Origin of the sequence: Citrobacter sp. RHBSTW-00887, assembly GCF_013728095.1 — a bacterium.
Lineage (GTDB): Bacteria > Pseudomonadota > Gammaproteobacteria > Enterobacterales > Enterobacteriaceae > Citrobacter > Citrobacter braakii.
Genome location: NZ_CP056267.1, coordinates 2,528,113 through 2,541,377 on the forward strand (window position 1 = coordinate 2,528,113; position 13,265 = coordinate 2,541,377).

Consider the following 13,265-nt stretch of genomic DNA (forward strand, 5'->3'; position numbering starts at 1 on the left):
AACGGGAGCCGCATTGAGCGACACGAATTACGCAGTGATTTATGACCTGCACAGTCATACTACAGCCTCCGATGGGCGATTAACGCCAGAAGCCTTAGTACACCGTGCGGTAGAGATGCGAGTCGGTACACTGGCGATCACCGATCATGACACCACGGCGGGTATTGCGGCGGCAAGAGAAGAAATTTCACGTGCGGGTTTAGCGTTAAATTTGATACCTGGCGTCGAGATATCAACAGTCTGGGAAAACCATGAGATCCATATCGTGGGTCTGAACATTGATATCGCCCATCCAATGATGTGCGAATTTCTGGCGCAGCAAACGGAACGTCGTCAGCAGCGCGCGCGCCTGATTGCTGAACGACTCGACAAAGCGCATATTCCCGGCGCGTGGGAAGGGGCATTACGCCTGGCTGATGGCGGGGCGATCACTCGGGGGCATTTCGCGCGTTTCCTGGTGGAGTGCGGAAAAGCCACAACCATGGCGGATGTCTTTAAAAAATATCTTGCTCGTGGGAAAACCGGTTACGTTCCGCCACAGTGGTGTACAATAGAACAAGCTATTGATGTCATTCATCATTCTGGCGGTAAGGCAGTTCTGGCTCATCCTGGGCGGTACGATCTTAGCGCTAAGTGGCTGAAAAGACTGGTTGCGCATTTTGCTGAACATCACGGCGACGCGATGGAAGTGGCACAGTGCCAGCAGTCTCCCAATGAACGCACCCATCTGGCGACGCTTGCGCGTCAGCATCAACTGTGGGCATCGCAAGGGTCTGATTTTCATCTACCCTGCCCATGGATTGAGCTGGGTCGTAAACTCTGGTTGCCCGCAGGCGTAGAAGGCGTCTGGCAACTTTGGGAACAGCCCGAGACCACAGAGAGGAAAGTATGAGCCAGTTTTTTTATATTCATCCCGAAAACCCACAGCAGCGCCTGATCAATCAGGCCGTTGAAATCGTGCGTAAAGGAGGGGTGATCGTCTATCCAACTGATTCCGGCTATGCGTTGGGTTGCAAAATTGAAGATAAAGGCGCAATGGAGCGCATTTGTCGCATCCGTCACCTGCCGGACGGGCACAACTTTACGCTGATGTGTCGTGACCTGTCCGAACTGTCGACCTATTCGTTTGTCGACAACGTGGCCTTCCGTTTAATTAAAAACAACACGCCGGGCAACTACACGTTCATCCTGAAGGGGACGAAAGAAGTACCACGTCGACTGTTGCAGGAAAAACGTAAGACCATCGGCTTGCGTGTACCCTCGAATCCGATTGCGCTGGCGCTGCTGGAAGCGCTGGGCGAGCCTATGCTCTCTACATCACTGATGCTGCCGGGCAGCGAATTTACCGAGTCAGATCCGGAAGAAATCAAAGATCGTCTGGAGAAAGTGGTGGATTTGATTATCCACGGTGGATATCTCGGCCAGCAGCCAACCACGGTCATTGATTTAACCGATGATTCCCCGGTGGTATTGCGCGAAGGCGTCGGCGACGTTAAACCTTTCTTATAAGGGCGCGAACCGCTATACTACGCGGCCTTAAAATGGCGCTGACTGGCGCCGTTGATTCTCCTGTTCGACGCCTGTGAAGGCGACATCTAAAGGAAGCTCTATGAGCGAAAAGTTACAAAAAGTGCTGGCGCGCGCTGGCCACGGTTCTCGCCGTGAAATTGAATCCATAATTGCCGCGGGTCGCGTGAGCGTTGATGGCAAAATTGCCACGCTCGGCGATCGCGTTGAAGTTACGCCGGGTCTGAAAATCCGTATCGACGGTCATCTGATTTCGGTTAAAGAATCTGCGGAGCAAATCTGCCGTGTTCTGGCTTATTACAAGCCAGAAGGTGAACTGTGTACCCGTAACGACCCGGAAGGTCGTCCGACCGTGTTTGATCGTCTGCCAAAACTGCGCGATGCGCGCTGGATTGCCGTGGGACGTCTGGACGTGAATACCTGTGGTTTACTGCTGTTTACCACCGATGGCGAACTGGCGAACCGTCTGATGCACCCAAGCCGCGAAGTTGAACGTGAATATGCGGTGCGTGTGTTTGGTCAGGTTGATGACGCAAAACTGCGCGATCTGAGTCGTGGCGTGCAGCTGGAAGATGGTCCGGCCGCATTTAAAACGATCAAGTTCAGCGGCGGTGAAGGGATCAACCAGTGGTATAACGTCACGTTGACCGAAGGGCGTAACCGTGAAGTCCGTCGCCTGTGGGAAGCCGTGGGCGTGCAGGTAAGCCGTCTTATCCGTGTACGTTACGGTGATATCCCGCTGCCGAAGGGCCTGCCGCGTGGCGGCTGGACGGAACTTGACCTCGCGCAGACCAACTATTTGCGTGAACTGGTGGAACTGAAGCCGGAAACCACCTCTAAAGTTGCCGTTGAGAAAGATCGTCGCCGTATGAAGGCAAACCAGATCCGCCGTGCGGTGAAGCGCCACTCTCAGGTTGGCGGCAGCCGTCGTCCGGGCGGTCGCAGCAACAACGGTTAATCATGAGTAGGCCTGATAAGCAACGCGCCATCAGGCGTTAGCGTGGAGCCGGATGCGGCGTAAGCGCCTTATCCGGCCTACTGTCAGTAATCGATCCCCATCTGGGCTTTCACACCCGCTTCAAAGGCGTGCTTAACCGGCCGCAGTTCGCTGACCGTATCCGCTAACTCCAGAATATCGCGATGACATCCACGACCGGTGATAATAACCGTTTGATGGGCAGGGCGCGCGTTTAGGGCATTGATGACCTCGTCGAGCGGCAGATAGTCGTATGCAACCATGTAGGTCAGCTCGTCCAGTATCACCATATCCAGCTCAGCGTCGGCCAGCATCCGCTTGCCGTGTTCCCATACGGCCATGCAGGCTGCGGTGTCCGACTCGCGGTTCTGCGTTTCCCAGGTAAATCCTGTCGCCATGACCTGAAACTCAACGCCGTGGGGTTCGAGTAAGTTTCGTTCACCGTTTGGCCATGTCCCCTTAATAAATTGCACTACGCCGACTTTTTTACCGTGGCCTACTGCGCGCGTGGCGGTACCGAACGCGGCGGTGGTTTTACCCTTACCATTTCCGGTGAACACAATAATAATCCCGCGCTCGTCTATGGCGGCGGCAACACGGGCGTCAACCCGGTCTTTTACGCGCTGCTGGCGCTGCTGATAGCGTTCTTCACTCATTGGGCGATTCCTGGTTTACGGCCCGGCTGGGCATCGAAAGTCATACCGGTTTTACGGCGGCTGTCATCGCCCATCAGCCACAGGTAGAGCGGCATAATATCGGCGGGGGTTTTCAATTTTTGCGGATCTTCCGTCGGGAACGCGCTGGCTCGCATGCCGGTACGCGTTCCACCAGGATTGATACAGTTTACGCGCAGGTGGCGGTTCTGATATTCATCAGCCAGAACCTGCATCATTCCTTCGGTAGCAAATTTGGAGGTGGCGTATGCCCCCCAGTTGGCGCGCCCCTGGCGACCGACGCTGGAGGAGGTAAAGACCAGCGATCCGGCATCTGATTTGAGCAACAACGGCAGCAATGCCTGAGTCAGCATAAAGGTGGCGTTCACGTTTACCTGCATCACGTCCTGCCATACCTGCGGGTTTTGCTCGCTCATCGGGCAAATGTCACCGAGCAATCCGGCATTATGCAGTACGCCATCCAGACGCGGGAAATGCGCGGCAATGCGCTGTGCGAGCTGGTGGCATTCGTCAGACGTACAGGTGAGCAGATCCAGCGTGAACCAGTGTGGTTGCGTACCTTTTTCTTCGGCGATGGAGCGGGCAACCTGACGCAGTTTTTCTTCGTTACGCCCTAACAGAATCACGGTCGCGCCATAACGCGCGTAGGTCTGTGCGGCTTCACGTCCGATACCATCGCTGGCACCGGTGACCAGAATAATGCGGTCCTGTAGAAGATCTTGTTTCGGTTGATAATGCACGGCTACTCCTCGGCGACGTCCTGGCCATCTCGTTCGCGATAACTTGTGGGCTTTATGCCTTAAACCCTGTTCTTTTTCAATCAGCCAAAGGCAATAACACCGCAAAATGAACGCGTTGTCATGCTTTTTACTGAATGGATGAAGCAAGACGGGTTAACAAGGCTGTTGTACACTGAGCGAAAGTAGCGTTGTTTAACCAAGGTGGGTCACGTGGAATTGTTGTCTGAATATGGGTTGTTTTTGGCAAAAATTGTCACTGTCGTGGTGGCTATTGCGGTGGTAGTTTTGCTGATCGTAAACGCGACACAACGCAAACGTCAGCGTGGGGAATTGCGGGTTATTAATCTCAGCGATCAATATAAAGAGATGAAAGAAGACCTGTCGTTGGCCTTATTGGATGGGCATCAGCAAAAATTCTGGCATAAGGCGCAGAAAAAGAAACACAAGCTTGAGGCGAAGGCCGCTAAGGCAAAAGCGAAACTGGGAGACAGTACGTCATCTGATAAACCACGGGTATGGGTACTTGATTTTAAAGGCAGTATGGATGCCCATGAGGTCAGCGCATTACGCGAAGAGGTGACGGCAGTGCTGGCGGTCGTTAAACCCCAGGATCAGGTCGTAGTTCGTCTGGAAAGTCCGGGCGGCGTAGTACACGGCTATGGCCTGGCCGCGTCCCAGTTACAACGTCTGCGCGATAAGCAGATCCCGCTGACCGTTACGGTAGATAAAGTCGCTGCGAGCGGCGGATATATGATGGCTTGCGTGGCGGATAAAATTGTCTCGGCGCCGTTTGCTATTGTCGGCTCTATTGGCGTTGTGGCACAGATCCCGAACTTTCACCGCTTCCTGAAAGGGAAAGATATTGATATCGAACTGCACACCGCCGGACAGTACAAGCGTACGCTGACCTTACTTGGTGAAAACACGGAAGAAGGGCGGCAGAAATTCCGCGAAGACCTGAACGAAACCCATCATCTGTTTAAAGATTTTGTACAGCGCATGCGTCCGGCTCTGGACATTGAGCAGGTTGCCACGGGTGAACACTGGTTTGGTCAACAGGCGCTGGCCAACGGGCTGGTGGATGAGATCAATACCAGTGATGAGGTGATCCTCGGACTGATGGACGGTCGTGACGTATTAAACGTACGTTATCTGCAGCGTAAAAAACTGATGGACCGTTTTACCGGCAGTGCCGCCGAGAGCGCCGATCGTTTACTGATGCGTTGGTGGCAGCGAGGACAAAAACCGCTGATGTAAAATTGTAATTGCCGGATGAGGCGCAGCCGTCATCCGGCAAATCATTTCTCGTGTTAATCGATCAAGTGATACTTTTCAGAAAGTACGTGCGCCAGATGTTTAAACATATTAAACACCGCCGTACTTTTGGGCGTCGGTAGCCCTTGCTCGTCTAAAAAGTAATCTCCGCTGAAAACCAGCACGCCATTTCGCTGCGTTACGCCGGTGGCGACAATCCCCGCCAGCGTGTCCTCATGCTCACGAATGATTTTGTTGGCTTCAATCAGCAGTGTTTCGCGATCGATGGGTTGAGTGTCTTTATGCATTATTTACTCCTTAAACAAGGACATTAGTCTACGCCGAGCCCGGCTTATGGGCAAATATTCCCTGACTTAAATGAAGGTCTTACGACAGTGTTGCAAGTGGCGAGATTTGTTTTTGCATGCTAATAAAGTTGCGTAACGCATTTTATCAGGTACAGTGTGACGCTTTCGTCAATCTGGCAACAGATTTGCTTGACATTCGACCAATACTCCGTCGTGCTATAGCGTTTGTGAGCGAAAAAGCCTGTTAACTCAGTTACATGAGAGTTACATTACAAGCGTGAATCAGTTTAAGGGTTGATATCCGCCGACGCAGAGACCATATCGATGTCTCGTCGCCAGTGGAAGGTGAATCAACGTGCGACGCATTCTGGAAGAATCAAATTAGGTAAAGGTGAATATGGGTAAAGCTCTTGTCATCGTTGAGTCCCCGGCAAAAGCCAAAACGATCAACAAGTATCTGGGTAATGACTACGTGGTGAAATCCAGCGTCGGTCATATCCGTGATTTGCCGACCAGTGGCTCAGCAACTAAAAAGAGCGCCGACTCAACCTCCACCAAAACGGCTAAAAAGCCCAAAAAGGATGAACGTGGCGCTCTCGTCAATCGTATGGGTGTTGACCCGTGGCACAACTGGGATGCGCGCTATGAAGTGCTGCCCGGTAAAGAAAAAGTTGTTTCTGAACTGAAGCAACTGGCTGAAAAAGCCGACCACATCTATCTCGCAACCGACCTTGACCGCGAAGGGGAAGCCATTGCGTGGCACCTGCGGGAAGTGATCGGCGGCGACGACACCCGCTACAGTCGCGTGGTGTTTAACGAAATTACCAAAAACGCTATTCGTCAGGCGTTTGAAAAACCGGGCGAACTGAACATCGACCGCGTCAATGCGCAACAGGCGCGCCGCTTTATGGACCGTGTTGTGGGCTATATGGTGTCGCCGCTGTTGTGGAAAAAAATTGCGCGAGGCCTGTCAGCGGGACGCGTACAGTCGGTTGCCGTGCGTCTGGTGGTTGAGCGTGAACGTGAAATCAAAGCATTCGTTCCAGAAGAGTTCTGGGAAATTGATGCTAACACGACTACGCCAGGCGGTGACGCGTTACCGCTTGAGGTGACGCATCAGAATGATAAACCGTTCCGCCCGGTCAACCGGGAACAAACGCTTGCCGCCGTTAGCCTGTTGGAAAAAGCGCGCTACAGCGTTCTGGAACGTGAAGATAAGCCGACCAGCAGCAAGCCGGGTGCGCCGTTCATCACCTCCACGCTACAGCAGGCCGCCAGCACGCGTCTGGGCTTCGGCGTGAAGAAAACCATGATGATGGCGCAGCGCTTGTATGAAGCGGGCTACATCACTTATATGCGTACTGACTCAACCAACCTGAGCCAGGATGCGGTGAACATGGTTCGCGATTACATCAGCGATAATTTCGGCAAAAAGTATCTGCCGGAGAGCGCGAACCAGTACGCCAGCAAAGAGAACTCGCAGGAAGCGCACGAAGCTATCCGTCCTTCCGATGTCGCCGTTCAGGCGGAATCGCTGAAAGATATGGAAGCCGATGCGCAAAAACTGTATCAGCTGATCTGGCGCCAGTTTGTTGCCTGTCAGATGACACCTGCTAAATATGATTCCACCACGCTGACGGTGGGCGCGGGTGATTTCCGTCTGAAGGCGCGTGGTCGTATTCTGCGCTTCGATGGCTGGACGAAAGTGATGCCTGCGCTGCGTAAGGGCGATGAAGACCGCATTTTACCAGCGGTGGATAAAGGCGATACGTTGACGCTCATCGAACTGACACCTGCGCAACACTTTACCAAACCGCCTGCGCGCTTCAGTGAAGCTTCGCTGGTAAAAGAGCTTGAAAAACGTGGTATTGGTCGCCCATCCACGTATGCGTCGATCATTTCTACGATTCAGGATCGCGGTTATGTTCGCGTTGAGAACCGTCGCTTCTACGCTGAAAAAATGGGTGAAATCGTCACCGATCGTCTGGAAGAAAACTTCCGCGAACTGATGAACTACGACTTTACCGCACAGATGGAAGACAGCCTCGACCAGGTGGCAAATCACGAAGCCGAATGGAAGGGCGTACTCGACAACTTCTTCACTGATTTTACTCAGCAACTGGATAAAGCCGAGAAAGATCCTGAAGAGGGCGGTATGCGTCCGAACCAGATGGTGCTGACCAGCATTGATTGCCCAACCTGCGGTCGCAAGATGGGTATTCGTACCGCCAGCACCGGCGTTTTCCTGGGGTGTTCTGGCTATGCGCTTTCCCCGAAAGAGCGTTGCAAAACCACCATTAACCTGGTGCCGGAAAACGAAGTGCTGAACGTGCTGGAAGGCGACGATGCGGAAACCAACGCTCTGCGCGCCAAACGTCGTTGCCAGAAGTGCGGCACGGCGATGGACAGCTACCTTATCGATCCTAAGCGCAAACTGCACGTATGTGGTAATAACCCTACCTGCGACGGCTATGAGATCGAAGAAGGCGAATTCCGCATCAAGGGTTATGACGGTCCTATCGTTGAGTGCGAGAAATGTGGCTCTGAAATGCACCTGAAAATGGGACGTTTCGGCAAGTACATGGCGTGTACCAACGACGAGTGCAAAAATACCCGTAAGATCCTGCGTAACGGTGAAGTTGCTCCACCGAAAGAGGATCCGGTTCCGTTGCCGGAACTGCCGTGTGAAAAATCTGATGCGTATTTCGTGTTACGTGATGGTGCTGCAGGTATCTTCCTGGCGGCAAATACGTTCCCGAAATCACGTGAGACACGTGCGCCGCTGGTTGAAGAGTTGTACCGCTTCCGCGATCGTCTGCCGGAAAAACTGCGCTATCTGGCAGATGCGCCGCAGACTGACCCGGACGGCAACAAGTCGATGGTTCGTTTCAGCCGTAAAACCAAGCAGCAATACGTTGCTGCGGAGAAAGACGGTAAGGCGACCGGCTGGTCCGCGTTCTTCGTTGACGGTAAATGGGTAGAAGGGAAGAAATAACAGCATTCCGGCTGAATTTCTCCTCAAAGGGTCGCGTAAGCGGCCCTTTTTGTTTCTGGCGTATTATTTTTTGTCATCCCTATACAGCTCACATAGAAATGATATAGTGGTTATAGTTAACACACTTTTTATTATTAAATCGTATTAGCAGCGCCAACGAGCCTGCTCTGAAACGATGATTTGATGGCGCAAATCGGGATGGCTTAACATGAAATTACAGCAGCTTCGCTACATTGTTGAGGTGGTGAACCACAACCTTAATGTCTCCTCAACGGCGGAAGGGCTTTATACCTCGCAGCCAGGTATCAGTAAGCAAGTTCGTATGCTGGAAGATGAACTTGGCATCCAGATTTTTGCCCGTAGCGGTAAGCACCTGACCCAGGTTACGCCAGCGGGCCAGGAAGTCATTCGAATCGCGCGAGAAGTTTTGTCGAAGGTGGATGCCATTAAGTCCGTTGCTGGCGAACATACCTGGCCGGACAAAGGCTCACTGTATATCGCCACCACGCACACTCAGGCGCGTTACGCTTTGCCGAACGTTATTAAAGGCTTTATTGAGCGTTATCCACGCGTCTCATTGCATATGCACCAGGGATCGCCGACGCAAATCGCCGAAGCCGTCTCGAAAGGGAATGCAGATTTTGCTATCGCGACGGAAGCCCTGCACCTGTATGACGATCTGGTGATGCTGCCTTGCTACCACTGGAACCGTTCGATTGTCGTTACGCCGGACCATCCGTTGGCGGGCAAATCCGCCGTATCCATTGAAGAACTGGCGCAGTATCCACTGGTGACCTACACGTTCGGATTTACCGGACGTTCGGAACTGGACACCGCGTTCAACCGTGCGGGGCTTGAGCCGCGTATAGTTTTTACCGCGACCGATGCCGATGTCATTAAGACCTATGTACGCCTGGGCCTTGGCGTGGGGGTAATTGCCAGTATGGCGGTTGATCCTGTCTCCGACCCTGACCTGGTGCGCGTTGATGCCCATGATATCTTCAGCCATAGCACCACCAAGATTGGTTTTCGTCGCAGCACTTTTTTACGCAGTTACATGTATGATTTTATTCAACGTTTCGCGCCGCATCTGACGCGTGATGTGGTGGATACGGCGGTGGCGCTACGTTCCAACGACGATATTGAAGCCATGTTTAAAGATATTAAATTGCCTGAGAAATAATAACGGCTGTTACCTCGTCGGTATCCTCAAACATAAAGCGATACCGACGGCAGAGTCTGAATCTATTCAATATTTTTCCTCTATATATTAACCATATATTGTTTATGGTAAACACTTGCTAAAGTAGTTTCAAATTAGTAAGGTCGCCAAAAATCCCTCTCAAATATTTATAACCGATCAAATAATTAATTTATTTATCAGGTCGAGTATGAAAATTATCTGGCTTTTTTTGACCTTTTTTATTAGGATTCCTCCTATCTGATGATTAATTGTACCGATTGTTTGGTGCTTAAATGATAAGTGATTTCGATAGTATGAGGTTAGCGATGCCTTCAGGAAACCAGCCAGCACGCCGGGATCCCGTCATGAAACGTAAAGCCTGGTTCGCTGTGTTTCTTGGCTCTGCCGTGTTCTGGATTATTGTCGCGCTCGTGGCCTGGAATGTGTGGGGGTAGGTCATGTCCACACTGGAACAACGCTCCACCGTGATGCCATATCCGGATGACCCTGAACAAGAGAGTCAACGCAGCGCAGAGAATAAGCCGAATATTCCAGCGACCTGGAAACTCTCTCCTGAACAACGGGCGTTTATCGATCTGTTTGCGGATGATGATGAACAGAAACAATAATTGATACGAATTTTATAATTATTATTAGTCTGTTGTCTTGTACTGCAAATATTTTATTCCGGGCAATCGTGATGAGCCATGCTTATCACCGTATTAACCTTGACCGCTTAAACCTTTCTCCTCGCCAGATACTTCAGTTGCCCCTTTTGTAGCCCTCCACTTTTATCAATTTGAGTTGTTATCAAAGCGTTACATTTTGTTTGTGTTATCTTTAATACTAACCCTGAGGAAAATCAGGGGATCCAACCCTGTCATTAAGGAGGAGCTATGTCGTCGACCCTACGAGAAGCCAGTAAGGACACATTGCAGGTTAAAGATAAAACCTACCGTTACTACAGTCTGCCGCTGGCCGCTAAATCACTGGGTGATATCACCCGTTTACCGAAATCGCTAAAAGTTTTGCTGGAAAACCTGCTTCGCTGGCAGGACGGTAATTCCGTTACCGAAGATGATATTCATGCGCTTGCGCATTGGCTGAAGACCGCTCATGCCGATCGAGAAATTGCCTATCGACCTGCTCGTGTTCTGATGCAGGATTTTACCGGCGTGCCGGCGGTGGTCGATCTCGCCGCCATGCGCGAAGCGGTGAAACGTCTGGGTGGGGATACGGCAAAAGTGAACCCGCTTTCGCCAGTGGATCTTGTCATTGATCACTCTGTAACGGTGGATCGTTTCGGTGATGATGATGCTTTCGAAGAAAACGTGCGTCTGGAAATGGAACGTAACCATGAACGTTATGTGTTCCTGAAATGGGGACAGCAGGCATTTAGTCGCTTCAGCGTTGTACCGCCGGGTACGGGGATTTGCCACCAGGTTAACCTTGAATATCTTGGCAAAGCTGTCTGGAGCGAGTTACAGGACGGTGAGTGGGTGGCTTATCCCGATACACTGGTCGGTACCGATTCCCATACCACGATGATTAATGGCCTCGGTGTGCTGGGCTGGGGCGTTGGAGGCATTGAAGCTGAAGCGGCAATGCTGGGTCAACCGGTCTCAATGCTGATCCCGGATGTTGTGGGCTTTAAACTGGTGGGTAAACTGCGGGAAGGCATCACTGCCACCGACCTGGTTCTGACCGTCACCCAGATGCTGCGTAAGCACGGTGTAGTCGGTAAATTCGTTGAATTCTACGGTGATGGGCTGGACACCTTACCTCTGGCCGATCGAGCAACCATTGCGAACATGGCACCGGAATACGGCGCAACCTGCGGTTTCTTCCCGATCGATGACATTACCCTTGAGTATATGCGTCTGAGCGGGCGCAGTGAGGAACAGGTTGAGTTGGTCAATGCCTATGCCAAAGCGCAGGGAATGTGGCGTAACCCAGGGGATGAACCTGTGTTTACCAGTTCGTTGGAGCTGGATATGGGCAGCGTAGAGGCAAGCCTTGCTGGACCGAAGCGTCCGCAGGATCGGGTGGCGCTGGCTGATGTGCCGAAAGCCTTTTCGGCGAGTAATGAACTCGAGGTGAATAGCTCGCTGAAAGACCGTCAGCCAGTGGACTATACCATGAGCGGTCAGCAGTATAAGCTGCCGGACGGCGCGGTGGTGATAGCCGCTATCACCTCTTGTACCAACACCTCAAACCCAAGCGTATTGATGGCGGCGGGGCTGCTGGCGAAAAAAGCCGTCACGCTTGGTTTGAAACGTCAGCCATGGGTGAAAGCCTCGTTGGCGCCAGGATCGAAGGTGGTTTCCGATTATCTGGCAAAGGCTGGGTTCACTCCGTACCTTGATGAGCTGGGATTTAATCTTGTGGGTTATGGCTGTACCACCTGTATTGGCAACTCTGGACCCTTACCCGATCCTATCGAAACAGCCATCAAAAAAGGCGATCTTACGGTTGGGGCAGTGCTTTCTGGAAACCGTAACTTTGAAGGTCGTATCCATCCGCTCGTGAAGACCAACTGGCTGGCGTCTCCGCCGCTGGTGGTGGCCTATGCGCTGGCGGGGAATATGAATATCAACCTGACGAAAGATCCGTTAGGCCATGACAGAAAAGGCGATCCCGTTTATCTGAAAGATATTTGGCCGACAGCCAAGGAAATTGCCCGCGCCGTTGAGCAGGTCTCTACCGCCATGTTCCACAAAGAGTATGCTGAAGTCTTTGAAGGCACGCCAGAATGGAAAGCAATCCAGGTTGATCGCGCTGATACCTATGGCTGGCAGTCTGACTCGACCTATATCCGTTTGTCACCGTTCTTCGATGGTATGCAGGCTACGCCAGCTCCGGTTCAGGACATTCACGGTGCGCGTATTCTGGCGATGCTCGGAGATTCTGTTACCACCGACCATATTTCTCCTGCCGGCAGTATTAAACCAGACAGTCCGGCGGGGCGTTATCTGCAAAGCCATGGCGTGGAGCGTAAAGATTTTAACTCCTACGGTTCGCGACGCGGGAATCATGAAGTGATGATGCGTGGTACCTTTGCCAATATTCGTATTCGCAATGAGATGGTACCCGGCGTGGAAGGTGGCATGACGCGTCATTTGCCGGGAACCGAAGTGGTGGCTATTTATGATGCGGCCATGCAATACCAGCAGGAGAACGTGCCTCTGGCGGTGATTGCCGGGAAAGAATATGGATCCGGCTCCAGCCGCGACTGGGCGGCGAAAGGCCCACGTTTGCTGGGCGTTCGCGTGGTTATCGCAGAGTCTTTTGAGCGAATTCACCGTTCTAACCTGATTGGCATGGGCATTTTACCGCTGGAATTCCCGCAGGGCGTCACGCGTAAAACGCTGGGATTAACCGGTGAGGAGGCGATCGATATTACGGACCTACAAAACATTAAACCGGGGGCGACAGTTCCGGTGAGTATGGTACGCGCAGATGGGCGTAAAGAGGTGATTCTATGCCGCTGTCGCATTGATACCGCGACGGAGCTAACGTATTACCAAAACGACGGCATTCTGCACTACGTGATTCGTAATATGTTGAATTAAAATGCAAAAAAGCCTGCGAGAGCAGGCTTTTTGATA

At 52.2% G+C, this 13,265-nt stretch carries 12 protein-coding genes; 9 read left to right on the forward strand and 3 right to left on the reverse strand.

Features of this window, described 5'->3' with window-relative positions; translation table 11 throughout:
- Positions 1-13: 13 nt before the first annotated feature.
- The 3 genes from rnm to rluB all read left to right on the forward strand — a co-directional run bounded on the left by rnm (position 14) and on the right by rluB (position 2,485).
- A complete protein-coding gene (gene rnm, locus HV314_RS12045) occupies positions 14-892 on the forward strand; it encodes an RNase RNM (protein WP_029139558.1) in 879 nt (292 codons plus the stop codon).
- Positions 889-1,509, forward strand: a complete 621-nt coding sequence (locus tag HV314_RS12050) for an L-threonylcarbamoyladenylate synthase (RefSeq protein ID WP_016153256.1) — start codon at positions 889-891, stop codon at positions 1,507-1,509. Before rnm ends, HV314_RS12050 begins: the two co-directional genes overlap by 4 nt.
- A 100-nt stretch (positions 1,510-1,609) precedes the next feature.
- Positions 1,610-2,485: a 23S rRNA pseudouridine(2605) synthase RluB gene (gene rluB, locus HV314_RS12055; protein WP_006684306.1), complete on the forward strand. Its 876-nt coding sequence runs from the start codon at positions 1,610-1,612 to the stop codon at positions 2,483-2,485.
- Positions 2,486-2,568: 83 nt separating this feature from the next.
- Here rluB and cobO read toward each other — a convergent pair whose 3' ends face one another.
- Entirely contained in the window at positions 2,569-3,159 is a 591-nt protein-coding gene (cobO, locus tag HV314_RS12060) for a cob(I)yrinic acid a,c-diamide adenosyltransferase (RefSeq protein WP_016156652.1), read from the reverse strand.
- The gene (locus HV314_RS12065) at positions 3,156-3,917 is read right to left on the reverse strand and encodes a YciK family oxidoreductase (protein ID WP_016156651.1); all 762 of its coding nucleotides are present in this window, start codon (positions 3,915-3,917) and stop codon (positions 3,156-3,158) included. Before HV314_RS12065 ends, cobO begins: the two co-directional genes overlap by 4 nt.
- Positions 3,918-4,127: 210 nt before the next feature.
- Between HV314_RS12065 and sohB the strand changes: the two genes are divergently transcribed.
- A complete protein-coding gene (gene sohB / locus HV314_RS12070; protein WP_049269473.1) occupies positions 4,128-5,174 on the forward strand; it encodes a protease SohB in 1,047 nt (348 codons plus the stop codon).
- A 53-nt stretch (positions 5,175-5,227) separates the two neighbouring features.
- Here the strand turns inward: sohB and HV314_RS12075 are convergent, their stop codons facing one another.
- Entirely contained in the window at positions 5,228-5,479 is a 252-nt protein-coding gene (locus HV314_RS12075; RefSeq protein WP_003020616.1) for a YciN family protein, read from the reverse strand.
- Between the two features lie 397 nt (positions 5,480-5,876).
- Between HV314_RS12075 and topA the strand changes: the two genes are divergently transcribed.
- From topA to acnA, 5 genes are all read left to right on the forward strand, one after another.
- Positions 5,877-8,474 carry a type I DNA topoisomerase gene (gene topA, locus HV314_RS12080; protein ID WP_016153252.1) on the forward strand — a complete coding sequence of 866 codons (2,598 nt, stop codon included), beginning with the start codon at positions 5,877-5,879 and terminating at the stop codon, positions 8,472-8,474.
- A 208-nt stretch (positions 8,475-8,682) separates the two neighbouring features.
- Positions 8,683-9,657 carry an HTH-type transcriptional regulator CysB gene (gene cysB / locus HV314_RS12085; RefSeq protein WP_016153251.1) on the forward strand — a complete coding sequence of 325 codons (975 nt, stop codon included), beginning with the start codon at positions 8,683-8,685 and terminating at the stop codon, positions 9,655-9,657.
- Between the two features lie 314 nt (positions 9,658-9,971).
- Positions 9,972-10,112 (forward strand): YmiA family putative membrane protein, encoded by a 141-nt coding sequence (locus HV314_RS12090; protein WP_213238933.1) that lies wholly within the window; start codon positions 9,972-9,974, stop codon positions 10,110-10,112.
- Positions 10,113-10,115: 3 nt separating this feature from the next.
- Entirely contained in the window at positions 10,116-10,286 is a 171-nt protein-coding gene (locus tag HV314_RS12095; protein ID WP_176442202.1) for a hypothetical protein, read from the forward strand.
- Positions 10,287-10,553: 267 nt separating this feature from the next.
- Positions 10,554-13,229 (forward strand): aconitate hydratase AcnA, encoded by a 2,676-nt coding sequence (gene acnA / locus HV314_RS12100; protein ID WP_094761282.1) that lies wholly within the window; start codon positions 10,554-10,556, stop codon positions 13,227-13,229.
- The last annotated feature ends 36 nt before the right edge of the window (positions 13,230-13,265 follow it).